The sequence below is a fragment of the Sinosporangium album genome, from assembly GCF_900100605.1.
Taxonomy (GTDB): domain Bacteria; phylum Actinomycetota; class Actinomycetes; order Streptosporangiales; family Streptosporangiaceae; genus Sinosporangium; species Sinosporangium album.
Genome location: NZ_FNCN01000002.1, coordinates 351,699 through 370,575 on the forward strand (window position 1 = coordinate 351,699; position 18,877 = coordinate 370,575).

Sequence of the window (18,877 nt, forward strand, 5' to 3'; positions counted from 1 at the left end):
GTGGACGACGTTCGCGTGCCGGAGTTCATGGAGCTGATCCGCCCGCACACCGGGGACGTGACCGATGTGCGGCCCGCCGCTGGCGGCTACAACTCGGCAACCACGGTCCTGGTCGAGTGCGACAAGGGGCAGTTTTTCGTCAAGGCGGTGCCGAACCGGCCCGGTGGGCGCCGTGACTCCCTGATCCGGGAGGCGCTGATCAACCCATTCGCCGTGCCTCTATCTCCGGCTGTGCGGTGGCAGGTCGAGGACAACGCATGGATCGCGCTGGGGTTCGAGGCCGTTGAGGGGCGGCCGGCGGACTTCGCACCGGACTCACCGGACCTGCCTGCGGTCGTCGGCATCCTCAACCGGATTGGCGCCCTGCCCCTGCCTGAGGTTGTCGAGGGCTGGCCGGAGACCCGCTGGGACCGCTTCGCCGACCTGGGGGCCGCCGCTCTGTTCCAGGGGCGGGCGCTGCTTTACACCGATATCAATCCCGGCAACCTGCTGATCGGAAGGCGGGACGCGTGGGCAGTGGATTGGTCGTGGCCGACCCGAGGGGCGGCGTGGATCGACCCGGCCTGTCTCGTTGTGCAGTTGGTGGCCGCCGGGCACAACGCGCGATCGGCCGAATCATGGGCGGCCGGCTGCGCGTCCTGGGAGAAGGCAGACCGCAAAGCGGTCGATGCATTCGCGGTCGCCACAGCGCGCATGTACCGGCGTGCCGCCGACCGCAGGCCCGGTGCGGAGTGGCTGGTCGAGATGTCCGAGGCGGCCATGCGATGGGCAGACCATCGAGGCGTCGCCGTGGTCGGTTAGGTCAATGCGGAAATGCCTCGCAGGAATTACCCACGTCAATGCCTCTTCGGCGCATATCGTCGGCGCCCAAACCAGCTCGGCCTCATATGAATTATACGCATATGAAGTGTAGTGGCTTACTATTCAGATAGCAGTCGAGTACTGTCTGCAGGGAGCTGCATCATGCGGAGAAAGAAAGTCCTGCGCCAGCCCTTGGAGCGCCTACTCACCGAGCGCGCAACCCAGGTTCTCAGCCTAGCGAAAGAAGAGGCGGCGGCACATCGCCATAACTCCGCCTCTGCGGAGCATATTTTACTGGGTATGACTCAATTGAACGCAGGCGTTGCTCTGCATGCACTTGCCACATTAGGTGTACAGTCGCAGGACGTCTCCAATCAATTGGAGCAGCAGATCGACTACGGCGAATGCTTGCCAACAGGCGTTATCATGTTTACGCCTAGCGCCAGGCATGTACTACATCTATCACGCCGCGAGGCATTCGAACTTAGCCACCGCTATGTCGGTACCGAACACCTCCTACTTGGCCTCCTCCGAGAAGGTCAAAGCGCTGCAGTACATATCTTGACGAGCCTAGGAGTGAACATTCATCGCATCCGCCAACAAATCATTACGGTGCTACAGGGACCGGTACCCCCAGGATGGAATTGATACAGTGAGGTGATCTCGGCGAGTTTCTGGTAGCCGGCTGTCTCGAAATGGGGTCAGGCCCAGAGCCGCGCCGGCGATGTCGCCGATTGCGCTTGGACTCGCCGTGATGTGCTGAAAGATCCTCCAATGGCCTTTGAGCAGGGAGAACCCGCGTTCGCCGAGACTGCGCAGGCCGCGCAGGAATTGGTTGTAAGTGCGGTTGTCCGGGCTGAGGGGCTGGTTTCCCACGGGTTGCTTTATCGGTGTGTGCACGCAGATGCCCGCCAGGTCGTGGACCGAGCCCGGCTCGACGTCGGCGACCCACAGGGGAGCCCGCCGGGTGCCGACAGTGCCTGAAGGCTGCCGGCATGCCGGTGGCCCTTGCCCGAGCATGCGGTGGGCACCGTCCGGCAGGGCCGCGTAGTCCGAACCCCTTGCGTAGCCGAGCTGTTTGTTCCAAGAAACGGAGCAATGGCCCGTTATCGCCGTAGGCCTCATCGGCGGTGACCCACGCGAACGGCACACCGGCGGCGATCGCGCGTTCGATCATCGCCTGAAGCAGTTGCGGCTTGGTGCGGAACCCCGCCCCGGAGTGGATCTCCGCCGCCGCGCACCGCTCCCCGTCGGCGATCCAGGGGTCTTCGGGCAGGTACAGGTCCCAATCGATCAGAGCCCGCCCGCGAGAGTCGGCGTAGTCGGGCGGAAGATCCGTAAGATGCAGATCTTCCGCCATTAGTCTTTTAGGGGGCGCTCGTGGCAATCGGTACGCCCGGCCTTACACGCCGTCGACTGCTCCAAGTAGGAGTGGGAGCCATTCCCGCTCTGGCCCTCGGGGTGCGTCCCGCGCAGGCGCAGTCAACCCCACCCGTCACCGGAACCGTGCCACCCGAACTCCAGGCATTCGACGACGCGATGAAAAACTACATCGCCCCACGCAACATCGGATGCGCACAGCTCGCCGTCGCGCGCCACGGCACAATCCTCCTCGCACGCGGATACGGCTCCTATGCCGTTTCCACCCTCGTCCAGCCGACCTCGCTGTTCCGCATCGCGAGCGCGGGAAAGCACATCACCGCCGCAGCCGTCATGCGCCTGGTCCAAGACGGCCACCTCGACCTTCATACCCCCGTCACCACCGCACTCGGCCTCTCCACCCCCGCAGACCCCAGGCTCGCGCAGGTCACCGTAATGCGCCTCATGCATCACCTCGGCGGCTGGGACAGAGACCTCACCTACGACCCCCTGTGGTACGACCACACCATCGCCGCGAACCTTGGAGTGCCCCTGCCCATCGACCACGCCGACATCATCAGCTACACGACCGACCGTCCCCTCGACTTCACCCCCGGGTCGAAAATGGTCTACAGCAACTACGGCTACATGCTGCTGGGGCGCATCATCGAGCAGGTCTCCGGCCTCAGCTACGAGGCTTACGTCCAGCAGAACCTCCTGACCCCCGTCAGCGTCTCCCGCATGCGGCTCGGTCGCAGCCTCAAAACCGAGGCCGCCGCCACCGAAGTCGAATACGACTCGACCTACACCAACACCAGCGTCGCCAACGCCTCCGGCGCGGTCGTGCCGTACCCCTACGGCGGCTTCAACATGCCCAACCAGGACGCCAACGGCGGCTGGCTCGGCTCAGCCGTCGACCTCATCAAATTCGCCACCGTCTTCGACGCTCCCGGCCCCGTCCTCGACCAGACCTCCCTCAACCGCATCTTCGCCGTCCCCGAAACCGGCGTCACCAGCGGCGGCTGGTGGTATGGCGGAGGCTGGTTCATCCGCCCCCAAGGCTCCGGCCGCAACACGTGGCACGACGGCTCGATGCCCGGCACCTACAGCTTCATCGCCCGCCTCCACAACGGCATCAGCTACTGCGCCATCTTCAACCGCCGCCAGGAAGGCGCAGCCCCCGATTTCGGCGCGATCGACGCCGCACTCGGCCAGGCCGCGAGCTCGATAACCACCTGGCCCACCACCGACCTCACCCCGCAATACTTCTGACCACAAAGGAGCGCACGGGGCTTAGGCATCTCGGCCCCAAGCTTCGTGCGCTCCCCGCGTGACGGCAGCGAACTCAGCGGACCTGATCGACTCTCTGCTGCCACCCTGGTCAGACAGATCTCCTCTGAAGACACGGCCGTTGGATGGGCCCTTGCCACGCGCCGAGTTCTTCGCGAGCCTCGCGGGCCGCGCCCTCAGGGAGGGTTTCGCCGGCGTCAACGCATCCACCTGGCACCGACCAGGAACCATCGGCGAACCCGGTGTTCGCGCGCAACAGCAGCAGAACCTTGCCGTCCTGGATGAGGGTCAGGTGCACACCCACATGAGGTCGAAAGGTCTCGGCTGGTTCGACCACACCCGTGCTCCCCGCTGCGGCGATATGTTGCGAGCAGCCACACGCTATCGCACCCGCGTGGAACGCCAAGGCCTTCGCATGACTGGCTGAAGAGGTTCGCGTGTGGAACCGCGACCATCGCGAAGGGCCGGGGCCGCGTATCACCGCCTACCCGGCCAGCACCGCCGATGAACACCTGCCGGAAGGACGCGTGGTGTCCAAACGGCATGTTCGGGTCGTCATCTCTGGTCCTCCGCACATGCGGCGGCAGGTCAGGGCGTTGTGCACTACCTCATCGAGAAGGAGTGATCCACATGGCAACGGCTCAACGCCAAGCGGGCATTGGGGCGCTCGAAGAGGAGTTCATCCTCGACGTGCGTGTGGTCGAGGCCGCGCAGCCTGTGGCCGGTCTGCTGCGCAGCACCAGCGACAACTGCGGTAGCACTTGCGAGGGCACCGCTGCACCTCGGCCTTGGGTGACCCGGTCTGAGACCTCCACACCGCCGGTGCGCCGCCTGCCACGCGGACCACAGCCGGGGGCCTCATGGCGAGGGGGTTCGGGGCTCCGGCGAAGTTGGTGAAGTCAGGAAATACCCACAGAAGCGCGGCGATCCCTAAGATACGTAACTCCATGTGTCGTTTGAGGCAACGGGGGTTGCTGTGGTGTTCGGTCAGACGGGGATTACACGTCGGCGTGTTCTGCAGGTGGGGGCCGGGGTCGTTCCGGCGTTAGCGTTAGCGGATCGCCCGGCACCCGCGGGCACGAGGGCGATGCCGGTGTCGAGAGGGACCGTGCCGGCCGGTCTCAAGGGTTTCGACACCATGATGCGGACGTTCATGAGGGAACGCTCGATCGGCGGTGCGCAGCTCGCGGTGGCGCGTAAGGGCAAGATCCTCATGGTGAGGAGCTACGGCACCTACACCACGGGGGCGGACGGGAAACAGCAGGCGGTGGTGGAGCCGACGTCGCTGTTCCGGATCGCGAGTCTGAGCAAGCATGTGACGGCGGCGGCGATCATGCGGTTGGTGCAGGAGGGCAGGCTTTCGCTGTCGGCTCCGGTGACGACGCTGCTGGGGCTGTCGGCTTCGGCGGATGCGCGGTTGAAGCAGGTGACGGTGCTGCGGTTGATGCAGCACCTGGGCGGTTGGGACTTGGGGGTGTCGAAGGACCCCCTCTGGATCGACCACGCGATCGCGTCGTCGCTGGGGGTGGCGCTGCCCATCGGCCATGCGCAGATCATGCGTTATATGACGGCTCGGCGGCTGGATTTCACGCCGGGGTCCAAGATGGTCTACAGCAACTACGGCTACCTGCTGCTGGGGCGCATCATCGAGAAGGTCTCCGGCATGAGCTACGAGTCCTACGTCAAGCAGAAGCTTTTCGCCCCGGTGCGCATCACCCGCATGCGCATTGGTAAGAGCCTGAAGAGCCAGGCCGCGCCCACCGAGGTCGACTACCACTCGCGCTATACGGCCAAGAGTGTGGTCGACGCGTCAGGTGCGGTGGTGCCGTATCCCTACGGCGGGTTCAACCTGCCTAACTACGACTCGACCGGCGGCTGGCTGGCTTCCGCCGTCGACGTGGTGAAGTTCGATATGATCTTCGACAAGGCGGGGCCGGTGCTCAACGGTACCTCGATCAACCGGCTGCTGGCCGTGCCCGAGACCGGGACGACGAGCAGCGGATCGTGGTACGGCGGAGGCTGGTGGGTGCGTAAGAGCGGGAGCGGCTTCAACACGTGGCACAGCGGCTCGATACCCGGCACGTTCAGCTTCGCCGGGAGGACGAGCGCCGGGGTCAGCTACTGCGCGATCTTCAACCGCCGCGAGGAGGAGGGCACCCCCGACTTCGACGTGATCGACCCGCTGCTCTACGACGCCGCCGCGGCGGTCACCACCTGGCCGACGGCCGATCTCACCTCGAAGTTCTTCTGATCGGCGCAGACGGCGAGCGGTGCGCGGGTGGGCCCGCGCACCGCTCGCGTAAGGCGTGGCCGGGGTTGCTGGGCCGGGGTTACTGGTAGGTGTGTTCCGGTGCCGGGAAGGCGCCGTTGGCGACTTCGGCGGCGAAGCTCTGGACGGCGTGGGTCATCTCGCCGGCCAGGTCGGAGTATCGCTTGACGAACTTGGCGGGCCTGGGATTGAGCCCCATGAGGTCCTGCCAGACGAGCACTTGGGCGTCGCAGGAGGGGCCGGCGCCGATGCCGACGGTGGGGATGGACAGGGACGCGGTGATGCGTTCGGCGAGGTCGGCGGGGACGCATTCGAGGACGACGGCGAAGGCGCCGGCGTGTTCGAGGGCTTTGGCGTCGGCCATGAGCTCGTCGCCCGACTGGCCGCGGCCCTGCACGCGGTAGCCGCCGAAGACGTTGACGGACTGCGGGGTGAGCCCGAGGTGGGCCATGACGGGGACGCCTGCTGAGACGAGGGTCTCGACCTGCGGGAGGATGCGCCTGCCGCCTTCCAGTTTGACGGCGTGCGCCCCGGCCTCCTTCATGAAGCGGGCCGCGGAGGCGAGGGCCTGCTCGGGGGACGCCTGGTAGGAGGCGAACGGGAGGTCGGCGACGACCATCGCGCGGGTGGATCCGCGCACGACGGCGGCGGTGAGGGGGATGAGGTCGTCGACGGAGACGGGCAGCGTGGAGTCGTAGCCGTACACGACCATGGCCGCGGAGTCGCCGACGAGCAGCACGGGGATGCCGGCCTCGTCGAAGACCTTGGCCGTCATGGCGTCGTAGGCGGTGACCATGGGCCACTTCTCGCCGCGCGCCTTGGCAGCCGACACATCGCGTACGGTGACCCGCCGCCCGCCTTGTCCCCCGTACAGCGTCGACGGCGGGGTTGAGACGGCAGCGGAAAACGCAGAGGTCATCGTGGATCCCTCCAAGCCTCGAGGCGCCCCTGTGGCGTCCCCGGACGTTTCCGATGATGGCATGTTGCCGTTCAGGAGAACACCCCGCGCCCGCGCTCTCATTCCGGCCGCCTTGGCGGTGCCGTACGGCTTTCGCGCCCTGAATCGGCACCCCGGTGTACCGTTGGCGGATATCGAAACGGTACTGTTGCGTATCGTAATCTAGGCCCCATGAGAGAGCAGGCTCCCTTGCCACCCAGTGACGCCCCGTCGTCCCCCGCCGCCGCGGCCGAGGTCGACGGTCACCCCCGCCGATGGGCCATCCTGGCCGTGCTGGTCTTCAGCCTGCTCGCCGTGGTCCTCGACAACACGATCCTCAACGTCGCGCTGAAGACGATCGCCGACCCGGTCGAGGGATTGGGCACGACGCAGAGCGAGCTCGAGTGGGCCATCAACTCCTACACACTGGTCTTCGCGGGCCTGCTGTTCACCTTCGGCCTGCTGGGCGACAGACACGGCCGCAAGCGCATGCTGCTGATCGGTCTGGTGGTGTTCGGCCTGTCCTCGCTGGCCAGCGCCTACGCCCAGGACCCGATGCAGCTCATCGTGGCTCGCGCGATCATGGGCATCGGCGGCGCGGCCATCATGCCGGCCACCCTGGCGATCATCTCCAACGTCTTTCCGCCGCGTGAGCGCGGTAAGGCCATCGGCATCTGGGCGGGTGGCGTCGGCCTGGCCATGGCGATCGGCCCGATCACCGGCGGGGTCCTGCTTGAGTACTTCTGGTGGGGTTCGGTCTTCCTGGTCAACGTGCCGGTCGTCGTGATCGGCGTTCTTCTGATCGCTTTCCTGGTGCCGGAGTCCAAGGAGTCCGCCTCACTCAAGCTCGACCCGGTGGGCGTCCTGCTGTCGATCATCGGACTGGTGGCCCTGGTCTACGGCATTATCCGCGGCGGCGAACTGGCGAGCTTCACCCACCTGGAGGTGTGGCTGCCGACCCTGGTGGGCGTCGTGGTGCTCGTCCTGTTCGTGCTGCACGAGCGGCGCAGCGACCACCCCGCCTTCGACGTGCGCTACTTCCGCGTCCCCGCCTTCGCCACCGCGGTCAGCACCACGGCGCTGGTCTTCTTCGCGATGATGGGCGTGATGTTCTTCCTGGCCTTCTACTGGCAGATGGCCAGGGGCTTCAGCGCGCTGGAAGCCGGGGCGCTGGTGCTGCCGTTCGCGGTGGCGCAGGTCGTCCTGGGGCCGCTGTCGGCCCGCATGGTGGAGCGCTTCGGCGGCAAGATCGTGGCCACCGTCAGCCTGTTCGTCGTGAGCCTCACCCTGGCGGCCCACGCCCTCATCCAGCTCGACACACCGGTGTGGATGGTCCTGGTCCTGTCGTTCGTGCAGGGCGCCGCGATGGCGAACATCATGCCCCCGGCCACCACGACGATCATGCAGTCGATCCCCAGGGAGAAGGCCGGGGTGGGGTCGGCCATGAGCAACACCGTCCGGCAGATCGGCGGGGCCCTGGGCGTCGCCGTACTCGGCTCGGTGCTGTCCGCCGTCTACCGCGACCAGATCGCGCCGTCGCTGACCGCCGTCCCCGAGCACCTCCGTCACGCCGCGGGCGAGTCGATCACCGCCACGCACGGCGTGGCCGAGGGCCTCGGCGCCCAGGGCGCGGCGCTGGTGGAGGCGGCCGACGCCGCGTTCATCCAGGGCATGCACGTCGCCGCGCTCATAGCGGGCGGCGTGGCGCTGGTCGGAACCTTGGTCGTGGCGAAGTGGATGCCCGGTAAGGCCGCTGCGGCACCGCGTTCCGGAGCCGCCCTGGACAAGAAACCGGCTAAAGTGTGAGTCCCTCATGAGAAGCACGCAGACGACGACAGCCCAGGCGGAGCCCCCGGCCGGAGCCGCGCGCCCCGCGGGCCGCCCGCGCAGTGCGAAGGCCGAACAGGCGATCATCGAGGCCACCCTCGACCTGATCGGCGAGGGTCTCGGCGTCTCCGCCCTGTCCATGGAGGCCGTGGCCGCGCGGGCAGGCGTCGGCAAGACCACGATCTACCGCCGGTGGGCGCGCAAGGAGGACCTCATCGTCGACGCGCTCACCACGTTGAAGGCGCCGATGCCGCCGATCGAGGGCGTCTCGGTCCGCGACGACCTGATCACCTATCTGACAGTGATCATGGAGGAGGGCAAGCAGACGCGCGCCCGCTGCATCATGAACATCGCGCTGAGCGAGGCCGAGCGCAACCCCGAGATCGCCATGCGCTTCCAGCAGGCGGCCATCGAGCCCAGGCGCGCGGCCATGCGGGCGGTGTTCGAGCGCGGCATCGCGACCGGGGTGATCCGCCCCGACTGCGACGTCGATCTCGCCATGGCGATGTTCAGCGGCACCATGATGTGGCAGACCCGGTGGATCCACCGGCATTACGTGGAGCGGGAGGAGCTGCCCGCCCGCATCGTCGACATGGTGCTCGACGGCATCCGCCCCCTCGGTGCCGCCTCGACGTCCCTGAAGAGGCCCGAAGACGCCTGACGCGATGCTTGGCGATCCTTGACGACCGGGCGGGAGGGGTCAGCTCTCCCGCCACCGGTTGGTGATCGGCAGCCGCCGGTCCCGCCCGAAGTTCTTCGGGGTGATCTTCGGCCCCGGGGGATACTGGCGGCGCTTGTACTCGGCGCCGTCCACCAGGCGGATGACCCGCGTCACCAGCGCCGGGTCGTGGCCGGCGGCGATCAGCTCGCCCTTGCCCATGTCCTGTTCGACGTAGTCGTCGAGCAGCCGGTCCAGCACGTCGTACGGCGGCAGCGAGTCGGTGTCACGCTGGTCGGGACGCAGCTCCGCACTCGGCTCCTTGGTGATGGAATTCTCCGGCACCGGCGGCCGGTCGAAGTCGCAGAGGAACTCCGACACCGTGCCCACCTGGGCGTTGCGCCACCGGGAGAGCTCCCAGACCATCGTCTTCGGAACGTCCTTGATCGGGGCGTATCCGCCTGCCGAGTCGCCGTAGAGCGTCGAATAGCCGGTGGCCACCTCGCTCTTGTTGCCCGTGGTCAGCACCAGGTGGCCGTGCTCGTTGGACAGACTCATCAAGATCATGCCGCGCACGCGCGCCTGGAGGTTCTCCGCGGCCAGGCCCGACAGGGCGATCTCCTTCTCGAACGCCGTGACCATCCCCTCGATCGGGACGGTCCGCGCATTGATGCCCTGCCGGTCCACCAGCTCCTTGGCGTCGTCGACCGAGTGCTCCGACGAGTGCGTCGACGGCATGAGAATCCCGTAGACCCGCTCCGGGCCGATCGCGTCGGAGGCGATGGTGGCCGTCAGCGCCGAGTCGATTCCGCCGGACAGGCCGAGGATGACCGAGCTGAAGCCGTTCTTGCCCACGTAGTCGCGAACCCCGAGCACCAGCGCCGAGTAGACCTCCGCCGGATCGGACAGCCGCGGCGCGACCGGGCTCGGCTCGGGCGCGTAGGCGGGCACCGGCTCCTCGGACAGCGTCAGCCTCTCCACGGTGATCGTCGTGCCGTCGCCCGCGTCGAACGACTCCTCGGCCGGCCGCGGCGCCGCGTCGGCGAGCGGCAGCTCCAGGTCGGCGACGAGCAGCTCCTCGCCGAACTGCGCGGCCCGCGCGATCAGCGCGCCGTCGGCGCCCGCCACGATCGAGTCGCCGTCGAACACCAGCTCGTCCTGGCCGCCGACCTGGTTGGCGTAGGCCAGGGCGCAGCCCGCCTCGGCGGCCCTGCGGGTCACGAGCGCCAGCCGTACGTCGTCCTTCTCCCGCTCGTACGGCGAGGCGTTCGGTACCACGAGCAGGCCGGCGCCCGCCCGCCGGGCGACCGCCACCGGGCCGCCGTCCTGCCACAGGTCTTCGCAGACCGCGACGGCCACATCGACGCCGTGCAGGCGGAACACCGGCAGCCGGTCACCGCGCACGAAGTAGCGGTATTCATCGAACACGCCGTAGTTGGGCAGGTGGTGCTTGGCGGTGCGCATCACGACCCGGCCCCCGTGCAGCACGGCGGCTGCGTCGAGCGGGGCGCCCTTCGGCTGCCCGACGCGCGGCGCGAGGCCGGCCCGGTCGACGTATCCCACCACGACCGGCAGCTCGCCGAGCCCTTCGGCGGCGAGGCGCGCAGCGACGTCGTCGAGTGCCGCGATCGAGGCGTCCACGAACGAGGTGCGCAGCACGAGATCCTCCACCGGGTAGCCGGTGAGGAACATCTCGGTGAACACGACGAGGTGCGCGCCCCGGTCGGCGGCGCGGCGGGTCCAGTCGGCGAGCTTGGCGGCGTTGCCCGCCAGGTCGCCGACGGCCGGGTTGGTCTGGGCGAGGGCGATGCGCAGTTGAGCCACGGCATTCACCCTAGTCCGGCTCCGCCGGGTGTCCGCGCCTGGGTGATCGGCTCCACCCCGGTGTGCCGGTCAGCGGGATCGGCCAGGGCCGGCCCGGCGCGTCGCCGTACGGCGGGTGCGATGGCGAGCTGGCCCGCGGCGGCCAGCACGCCCAGCGAGCCCATCGTGAGCCACAGCACCACCGGGCCGATCGACAGCAGCCACGTGCCGAGCAGCGGCGCGATGAGGGCGGAACCCGACCAGGCGAAGCCGTACAGGCCCATGTAACGGCCGCGCAGATGCGGCGGGGCCAGCGTGGCGACGATGGCGCCCGCGATGCCCGCCGTGACGACCTCGCCGGCCGTCCAGATGACGATCGCGATGAGATATCCCGTCATGGTGGACATGAATGCGTGGAGCGCGAAGCCCACCCCGACCACGGCCATGCCGGTGGCCAGCACGAGGCTGGGGTCGCGCCGCGCCAGCCAGGGGTTGATGATCGGCTGCACGATCACGATGAGCAGTCCGTTGATCGCCATGGCCACGCCGTACTGCGCGGTGGTGAGGCCCGAGCCCAGCATGGCGAGCGGCAAGGTGCTGAACGCCTGGCTGTAGAGCATGGTGTAACCCAGCGAGAGCAGGACGAACACCACCATCAGCCGATCGCGCAGCACATGACCGAAACCGCCGCGCTGCGTTGCCGCAGTCGTCCGGGTCTCGGGGACCGCGAGCCACACCAGCACCCCGAAGGCGGTGGAGGCGACGGCATTGATCCAGAACAGCCAGAGGATGCCGCTCTGGGCGAGGAAGCCGCCCGCCGTCATCGACACCGCGAATCCCATGTTGATGGCCCAGAACAGCAGGCCGTACGCCCTGGGCCGGTCGGCCGACGACACGATGTCGGCCACCAGCGCCTGCGACGCGGGCCGGTAGGCGTCCAGGGCGAGACCCACCACGAACATCGCCGCCACGATCCCCGGCAGCGAGGTGCTGTAGCCGAGCGCCAGCATGCCGGCGGCCGAGGCCAGCATGCCGCCCGTCAGCGTCGCCCTGCGCCCGACCCGGTCGGCCAGCCAGCCGCCGATGGGCTGCGACAGCAGCGCGCCCGCGCCGAACACCGCCATCACCATGCCCGCGACGGCCAGGGAGTAGCCCCGGGCCTGCGTCAAGTAGACGCCGATGAACGGCTCGACCATGGTGCCGAGGCGGTTCAGCAGGCTGCCGCTCCACAGAACCCAGAAGGTCCTGGGCAGGCCGCCGACTCTGGACGCGAGGAAGGAGGGTTTCGAGGTGATCGTCTGGGACACACGCCCAGATTCCTTCACAAGGCCGGAGGAGTGCGAACCGTTTAGGCAGGGCTAAATGTTCCCTATCGGGGCTGGTGAGAGGTGATACGACCCGGGTGATGGCTGGTTCCAGGTGATGTGGCTAAATAGCCCCGTAGTGGGGGTGAGTGTGACCGTCGAGTGGGTTTTCGGCACCGAGGATGTGGCGCGCATCCGCTTCGCGTTCTCCCCGCTCTGGGAAGCGGTCTTCAGCCTCCGCGCCCTGCGGGACCCGGCCAGGCACTCCGTCCACCTGCCCTTCGTGCGCGCCGTACGCCCGCGCGTCGCCGCCCTCGGCCTGGGGGAGCTGCTGCACCTCATCCCGGTCGAAGGCTACGTGCCCGACTTCATCACCCCGCCTCCCATCACCCCCGTGCCCGACTTCGAGACCGACCTCGACCTCGTACGGCACGCGCCCCCCGACCTCGTCGCCGAGGAGGTCGCCGAGGCCACCGGGCCCGGCTCGCCCGTCACCGAACGGTTCCGCACCGACCCGCGGGGCAGCATCGAAAGGGTCGTCGCCGGGTTGCGGACCTACTGGGACGAGATCTTCGCCGACCACTGGCCGCGCGTCTACGGGCTGCTGGAGGCCGACGTGCTGTGGCGTTCGCGGCGGCTCGCCAGCGGGGGCGCCCGCGAGCTGTTCGCCGACCTCAACCCCGACGTCACCTGGCGCGGCGACCGGCTGCGCGTCGTGCGGCGCTGGAACCACACCGGCGACCTCGCCGGCAAGGGCCTGCTGCTGGTGCCCACCGCCTTCCGGTGGCCGGAGGTGGCCGCCGTGGTCCATCCGTACCAGCCCATGCTGGCCTATCCGGCGCGCGGCATCGGCACCCTCTGGTTCGACGAGCCCCCGCCCGCCCCGGAGGCCCTCGCCGCCTTGCTCGGCCGTACCCGGGCGCGCGTCCTCACCGCCCTCGCCGAACCGGCCTCGACGACCGCGCTCGCCCGCAGGTTCTCCCTCACCCCGAGCGCGATCAGCCAGCACCTCGGTGTCCTCGCCGACGGCGGCCTCGTTGCCAGGCGCAGGATCGGCCGCGAGGTCGTCTACCGGCGTACCCCGGTGGGCGACGCCCTCGTGTGCGCGTCGTGACCGGTTCCGGTCAGGGGACACGTAACGCATAAGCACACCTACCCGACGTGCATGCATCCGCATTTTTCAGCGAATCTACGTGCGCTTGACCGTCGCTCCTGCTCAACCGGCCGTAACGTGAGCGAAACAAGGTTCGGGCAGACTGGAATCTGGCCAGATATGTCTGCCGCAGGCCGAGGGCGACAAAGGCGTCGATCATGACGCGGCAGTAAGTGAAGGAGTTGCCTTGGACCGCCAGCAGGAGTTCGTGCTGCGCACGCTCGAAGAGCGCGACATCCGGTTCATCCGACTGTGGTTCACCGATGTCCTCGGATTCCTGAAATCGGTGGCCATCGCCCCTGCTGAGCTGGAAGGCGCATTCGCCGAGGGCATCGGCTTCGACGGCTCGGCGATCGAAGGGTTCGCCCGCGTCTACGAGTCGGACATGCTGGCCAAACCCGATCCATCGACCTTCCAGGTGCTGCCGTGGCGCAGCGAGACGCCGGGCGCGGCGCGCATCTTCTGCGACATCCTCATGCCCGACGGATCGCCCTCCCACGCCGACCCGCGCTGGGTGCTCAAGCGCACCCTCGCCAGGGCCGCCGACATGGGGTTCACCTTCTACACCCACCCCGAGATCGAGTTCTTCCTCCTCAAGAACCGCCCCAACGGCAGCGAGCGGCCCGAGCCCATCGACCCCGGCGGCTACTTCGACCACACCCCGCACAGCTCCGGGCACGACTTCCGGCGCAACGCCATCATGATGCTCGAAGCCATGGGTATCTCCGTCGAATTCAGCCACCATGAGGGCGCCCCGGGCCAGCAGGAGATCGACCTCCGCTACGCCGACGCCCTCACCACGGCCGACAACATCATGACCTTCCGGCTCGTCATGAAGGAAGTCGCCCTCGAACAGGGCATCTGGGCCTCCTTCATGCCCAAGCCCTTCACCCAGCACCCCGGCTCCGGCATGCACACCCACATGTCCCTGTTCGAAGGCGACCGCAACGCCTTCTACGAGCCCGGCGCCGACTACCAGCTCTCCAAGATCGGCCGCTCCTTCATCGGCGGCCTCCTCAAGCACGCCGCCGAGATCACCGCCGTCTGCAACCAGTGGGTCAACTCCTACAAGCGCCTGTGGGGTGGCTCCGAGGCCATAGCCGGCGCCGGCGGCGAAGCCCCCAGCTACATCTCCTGGGGCCACAACAACCGCTCCGCCCTCGTCCGCGTCCCCATGTACAAACCCCACAAGGGCAACTCCACCCGCATCGAGTTCCGCTCGCTCGACTCCGCCTGCAACCCCTACCTCGCCTTCGCCGTCATCCTCGCCGCCGGCCTCAAAGGCATCGAGGAAGGCTACGAGATGCCGCCCGGCGCCGAAGACGACGTCTGGGCCCTCACCAGCGCCGAACGCCGCGCCCTCGGCATCAAACCCCTGCCCCAGAGCCTCGACGAGGCCATCAGCGCCATGGAACGCAGCGAACTCGTCGCCGAAACCCTCGGCGAGCACGTCTTCGACTACTTCCTCCGCAACAAGCGCACCGAATGGGGCGAATACCGCCGCCAGGTCACCGAGTTCGAACTCGGCCGCTACCTCCCGGTCCTGTAACCGCGGGCTGCGGAGAGAATCGAGGGGCGGCCCACCTTGCGCAGGGGCCGCCCCGCTTCCACGACAAAGGTCAGCGGAGAAGACCGGCGAAGGTCGCCAATGCATGGACCACGGTCATCATGCCGTCGCACACGTTCGTCGCGACGTCTGCCGCCGCGGCCGGATCCCGGACGACCAGGCACAGGGCAACCGGTGGGCGCTCTTGCTTTACTCGGGAGTTGCTTTGAACTTTCCGGGGGGTTCAGGCGTCGAAGGGAGTCACGGCATTGAGTGATGTTCCCGGGAGAGTCTTGTGGTTCGCGGCGCACTGGCACCTGGTGATCCTGAACGGTTGGGCGGCTATGTGCTGGCCTCTCGTGTGGGGGAGGGCGGGCAGGGGGTTGTTTATGAGGCGTACGACGAGGCGGGGCGCCGGGTCGCGTTGAAGGTGCTGCACCCGGAGGTGGCGTCGCGGGTGAAGCGGGAGGTGACGGCGGCGGGGCGGGTGGCGTCGTTCTGTACGGCACGGCTGATCGCGGCCGATGTGGCCGGTGAGCGGCCGTTCATCGTGAGCGAGTATGTCGACGGCCCGAGCCTGGCTCGGGCGGTGGAGGAAGGCGGGGTCTTCTCCGGGGACCGGTTGATCCGGCTGGCCACGGCGATGGCGACGGCGTTGACGGCGATTCACGAGGCGGGGGTCGTGCACCGAGACCTCAAGCCGGACAATGTGCTGCTGGGGCCGGATGGGCCGCGGGTCATCGACTTCGGTATCGCCCGCACGAAGGAGATGTCGCTCACGCTCCCCGCCCAGGTGGCGGGCACTCCCGCGTATCTGTCGCCGGAGGCGTTGACGGACGCGGAGGTCGGGCAGCCCGCCGACGTGTTCGCGTGGGGCGCGGTGGTGGTGTTCGCGGCGACGGGCAGCAGCCCGTTCGACGCCTCCAGTGTGGGGGCGGTGCTGCACAAGGTGCTCGCCGTGGAGCCGGACGTGTCGGTGCTTCCCGAGCCGCTCGCCGCTCTCGCCGCCGCAGCGCTCGCCAAGGACGCGGCGCGGCGTCCCACGGCGGCTCAGGTGCTGTTCGGCCTGCTCTCGGGCGGCGGTGCCGGCGGGAAGGCCGAGCCGGGGCATCTGCTCCGGGAGGGCGCGGCCGCGGCGGCGGCGTTGCCGCTGCCGGAACTGTCGGGGGCGCGCACCCCCGAGCTGGGGGAGGTCGCCGAGAGTGTGTACGCGGGGCTGGCGCCCGCGGAGCAGGCGGTCGTGCCCGATGTCATGCTGCGGATGGTGGCGCCGGGGGACGCGGGCGCGGACGGCATCCGCCGTACGGGGATCGCGGAGTTGAGCACGGCCGACCCCATGTCGATCAGCGGGGTGGTCGACGCGTTCACGCGGGCGGGGCTGCTCGTCCACGAGGAGGACGGGGTACGGCCGACGGGGGTGGCGCTGCTGCGGGCCTGGCCTCGGCTCGCGGAGTGGGTGGAGGCCGAGCGGGACGGGCTGCCGATCCACCGCAGGCTGACCGAGGCGGCGGGCCTGTGGGACGAGCACGGCCGCAAACTGGGTGACCTCTACCAGGGGACGGCGTTGGAGCAGGCCACGGAGTGGGCCGCGACGGGCCGGCGGCACGTGAACCTGAACGCGCTGGAGACCCGGTTCCTGTCCGCGGGGGCTTCCGCCGTACGCGGGCGGGCGCGTAAACGGAGGCTGGTGACGGCGGTGCTGGCCGGGCTGCTGGTGGTGGCGATGGCGGCCGGGGGGCTGGTCGAGGTGCAGCGGCGGGAGTCGGCGGCGCAGCGCGACCTCGCGGTGGCGCGGTCGCTGGCGCTGCGCGCGGAGACGATGCGTGACGACGCCCCCGTGGTCGCGATGCGGTTGAGCGCGGCGGCGTGGGCGATCGCGCCGGACGCGTCGCAGCCGGAGATCCGCGGCGCGTTGTACGGCTCTCTCGCCCAGCCGGTCGCCTCGGTGTTCACCGCGCCCGGGACACCCGCGGCGGTGCAGGCGCTGAGCACGGACGGCACCGCCATGGTGGGCGTCGCCGACGGCACGGCCCGCGTGTGGGACGTGGCGAGCGGCCGTGAGCGCGCGGTGCTGAGGGACGTCGGCTCCGACGTCATGGCGGCGGCGCTGTCCCCGAAGGGGGCGGTGCTGGCGCTGCACCACACCACGGGGGTCCGGCTGTGGGACGTGGTCGAGGGCCGCCCGATGGGGAAGAGGTTCGGGCCGGGGGCGAACCCGGTGTATTTCGAGCCGATCGAGTTTGACGCGTCCGGGAGATACCTGATCCTGTCCGAGCAAAGACAGTCGGGGCCTGTGTGGCGGGTCTCCGACCGCAGGGAACTGGTGGCGCCGGGCGGTCTGACCACGATGGCCGTCAGTCCTGACGGACGGCTCGCGCTCGCGTCGTCGGGGGATGCCACCCGCTGGTGGGACACCACGACGGGGGCCGCCGTGCCGGGCTCATTGCCGAAGCTCCTGAGCTCTCAGGCGGTGTTCAGCGGCGACGGCCGGGTCTACGCGGTGCTGGAGGAATACGACGAACAGCGTGACGACACCGTACGGCTGTGGGACATGTCCAAGCGGACCGAACTGGAGGAGATCTCCGTCGAGCCCGGCAGTAACATCGCGCTCAGCCACGACGGGACGCTCCTCGCGCTCGCGTCGGCCACGGAGATCACTGTGATGCGCACTTCCGACGGCATGGAGGTGCTGCGGCAGCCGGTCGACGCCGACGATATCGCCCGTCCCAGGTTCAGCGACGACGGACGGCTCGTCCACGTGTCGCGCCTGGGGGGCAGCGTCGTGTCGCTGCGGATTCCGCGGGCCGCCGCGATGCTCTCCCCGCGAGGTACACCGGGCAGCGTCGCGATGGCCGCGGGCGGCGGCGCGGTGGCGCTGGAGTACAAGGGCACGGTGTCGACGTTCCTCACCGCCGCGGGCAGACCGGCGGGCCCCGCCGTACGGGTGACCAGAATGGCCAACGGTGTCAACGCCATGGCTTTGAGCCCGGATGGACGGGTGCTCGCGGTAGGGGGATTCCGCACGAGGGGCAGGCCCGAAGTGGTCTTGATCGATACGGCCGCCGGGAGGGTCACAGGGGCGTTCCCGCTGCTGAAGCGGGATATGGAGGGTGTCGCGGGCATGGCGTTCGCCTCGGACGGAGTCACTCTGGCCGTGTCCGAGATGATGGTGGGGGACGGAGCCGCGCCCACCACCGTGGAGCTGTGGAACACCCGCACGCGTCAAGGCAGGTCGGTGAAGGATGCCGGAGGCTCCGAACTGGCCTTCAGCCCCGACGGGAGCCGGCTGCTCACCCCGCTGGACCCCCACGCCGTCATGGTCGACACCCGGTCCGCTCGGGTCATGCCGTGGCCTGGTGGGCATGCGCCTCTCACCAGGGGGATGGGGCCGCTGGCGTTCCGCGGGGACGGCAAGGTCGTCGTGCTGCCCGACCGCAAGACCGTCGACCTGTGGGACACGGCCTCGTGGAAACCGCAGGGCCGTAGGGTGACGAGGCCCGGTGACCACGAGGTCGAGTCGGCGGTGTTCCTGGACGACGGGCGCACTCTGGCGGTGGCCATGGGGAACAAGGCCCAGCTGTGGGATGTGGACACCGGCCGCACCTTGGCGACCATTCCGCTGCCGGAGCAGGACAACACGATCGCGGCGGACGCCGGAGCGCTGCATGTTCTCAGTGCTGGGGGAGCGCTCACCTCCCACATCGTCGACCCGGCGCGGGCGGCCCGGGCGGTGTGCGAACGGGCCGGAGGCGGGTTCAGTGAGGCTGATTGGCAGCGCCACGTGCCCGAGGCCCCCTATCGTGACATCTGCGCTGATGCTCGTGACGCTACGTGAGACTCGCAGGGCTGAAGTGCCATGCGAGCACGGCGGACGCGATGCCCTCGGGTAAAATCGGCGCCTATCTCAATAGAGACTGCGACATATCGCCA

The 18,877-nt window shown here is 68.8% G+C and carries 15 protein-coding genes and 1 pseudogene; 10 read left to right on the forward strand and 6 right to left on the reverse strand.

Going from position 1 to position 18,877, the window contains the following annotated elements; translation table 11 throughout:
• Both BLQ73_RS03255 and BLQ73_RS03260 read left to right on the forward strand, forming a co-directional pair.
• Nucleotides 1-801: a protein kinase gene (locus BLQ73_RS03255; protein ID WP_245690755.1), complete on the forward strand. Its 801-nt coding sequence runs from the start codon at nt 1-3 to the stop codon at nt 799-801.
• Nucleotides 802-963: 162 nt separating this feature from the next.
• Complete coding sequence (locus tag BLQ73_RS03260) at nt 964-1,449, forward strand: Clp protease N-terminal domain-containing protein (protein WP_093168054.1); 486 nt, start codon at nt 964-966, stop codon at nt 1,447-1,449.
• On the opposite strand, the gene BLQ73_RS33795 is transcribed toward BLQ73_RS03260, so the two are convergent.
• Together BLQ73_RS33795 and BLQ73_RS03270 are read right to left on the reverse strand one after the other, a co-directional pair.
• A complete protein-coding gene (locus BLQ73_RS33795) occupies nt 1,417-1,926 on the reverse strand; it encodes a transposase family protein (RefSeq protein ID WP_338056590.1) in 510 nt (169 codons plus the stop codon). The genes BLQ73_RS03260 and BLQ73_RS33795 overlap by 33 nt on opposite strands.
• A pseudogene (locus BLQ73_RS03270) lies at nt 1,835-2,107 on the reverse strand (transposase); the annotation flags it as partial. The pseudogene BLQ73_RS03270 and the gene BLQ73_RS33795, both read right to left, overlap by 92 nt.
• Before the next feature lie 74 nt (nt 2,108-2,181).
• Between BLQ73_RS03270 and BLQ73_RS03275 the strand changes: the two are divergent.
• Nucleotides 2,182-3,432, forward strand: a complete 1,251-nt coding sequence (locus BLQ73_RS03275) for a serine hydrolase domain-containing protein (protein ID WP_093168056.1) — start codon at nt 2,182-2,184, stop codon at nt 3,430-3,432.
• 109 nt (nt 3,433-3,541) lie between these two features.
• On the opposite strand, the gene BLQ73_RS34895 is transcribed toward BLQ73_RS03275, so the two are convergent.
• Nucleotides 3,542-3,931: an NUDIX domain-containing protein gene (locus tag BLQ73_RS34895; protein WP_093168058.1), complete on the reverse strand. Its 390-nt coding sequence runs from the start codon at nt 3,929-3,931 to the stop codon at nt 3,542-3,544.
• A gap of 149 nt (nt 3,932-4,080) precedes the next feature.
• Here BLQ73_RS34895 and BLQ73_RS03285 point away from each other — a divergent pair, with 149 nt between their 5' ends.
• Together BLQ73_RS03285 and BLQ73_RS03290 are read left to right on the forward strand one after the other, a co-directional pair.
• Nucleotides 4,081-4,347 carry an FxLD family lanthipeptide gene (locus BLQ73_RS03285; RefSeq protein WP_218125593.1) on the forward strand — a complete coding sequence of 89 codons (267 nt, stop codon included), beginning with the start codon at nt 4,081-4,083 and terminating at the stop codon, nt 4,345-4,347.
• 190 nt (nt 4,348-4,537) lie between these two features.
• Nucleotides 4,538-5,701, forward strand: coding sequence for a serine hydrolase domain-containing protein (locus tag BLQ73_RS03290; RefSeq protein ID WP_245690757.1), 1,164 nt, complete (start codon nt 4,538-4,540; stop codon nt 5,699-5,701).
• A 79-nt stretch (nt 5,702-5,780) separates the two neighbouring features.
• Here the strand turns inward: BLQ73_RS03290 and panB are convergent, their stop codons facing one another.
• Complete coding sequence (gene panB / locus BLQ73_RS03295) at nt 5,781-6,638, reverse strand: 3-methyl-2-oxobutanoate hydroxymethyltransferase (RefSeq protein WP_093168062.1); 858 nt, start codon at nt 6,636-6,638, stop codon at nt 5,781-5,783.
• Nucleotides 6,639-6,848: 210 nt separating this feature from the next.
• Here panB and BLQ73_RS03300 point away from each other — a divergent pair, with 210 nt between their 5' ends.
• Nucleotides 6,849-8,462 (forward strand): MFS transporter, encoded by a 1,614-nt coding sequence (locus BLQ73_RS03300; protein ID WP_093168064.1) that lies wholly within the window; start codon nt 6,849-6,851, stop codon nt 8,460-8,462.
• Nucleotides 8,463-8,469: 7 nt separating this feature from the next.
• Nucleotides 8,470-9,144, forward strand: a complete 675-nt coding sequence (locus BLQ73_RS03305; RefSeq protein WP_093168066.1) for a TetR/AcrR family transcriptional regulator — start codon at nt 8,470-8,472, stop codon at nt 9,142-9,144.
• 39 nt (nt 9,145-9,183) lie between these two features.
• Here BLQ73_RS03305 and BLQ73_RS03310 read toward each other — a convergent pair whose 3' ends face one another.
• Together BLQ73_RS03310 and BLQ73_RS03315 are read right to left on the reverse strand one after the other, a co-directional pair.
• Complete coding sequence (locus BLQ73_RS03310; RefSeq protein WP_093168199.1) at nt 9,184-10,965, reverse strand: NAD+ synthase; 1,782 nt, start codon at nt 10,963-10,965, stop codon at nt 9,184-9,186.
• Nucleotides 10,966-10,970: 5 nt separating this feature from the next.
• On the reverse strand, nt 10,971-12,251 hold the full coding sequence (locus BLQ73_RS03315) for an MDR family MFS transporter (RefSeq protein ID WP_176955248.1): 1,281 nt from the start codon (nt 12,249-12,251) through the stop codon (nt 10,971-10,973).
• Nucleotides 12,252-12,393: 142 nt separating this feature from the next.
• Here BLQ73_RS03315 and BLQ73_RS03320 point away from each other — a divergent pair, with 142 nt between their 5' ends.
• The 3 genes from BLQ73_RS03320 (at nt 12,394) to BLQ73_RS03330 (ending at nt 18,782) form a co-directional block, all read left to right on the forward strand.
• Entirely contained in the window at nt 12,394-13,362 is a 969-nt protein-coding gene (locus BLQ73_RS03320; RefSeq protein ID WP_245690758.1) for an ArsR/SmtB family transcription factor, read from the forward strand.
• A 226-nt stretch (nt 13,363-13,588) separates the two neighbouring features.
• On the forward strand, nt 13,589-14,950 hold the full coding sequence (gene glnA / locus BLQ73_RS03325; RefSeq protein ID WP_093168068.1) for a type I glutamate--ammonia ligase: 1,362 nt from the start codon (nt 13,589-13,591) through the stop codon (nt 14,948-14,950).
• Between the two features lie 331 nt (nt 14,951-15,281).
• Nucleotides 15,282-18,782 carry a serine/threonine-protein kinase gene (locus tag BLQ73_RS03330; RefSeq protein ID WP_176955249.1) on the forward strand — a complete coding sequence of 1,167 codons (3,501 nt, stop codon included), beginning with the start codon at nt 15,282-15,284 and terminating at the stop codon, nt 18,780-18,782.
• The last annotated feature ends 95 nt before the right edge of the window (nt 18,783-18,877 follow it).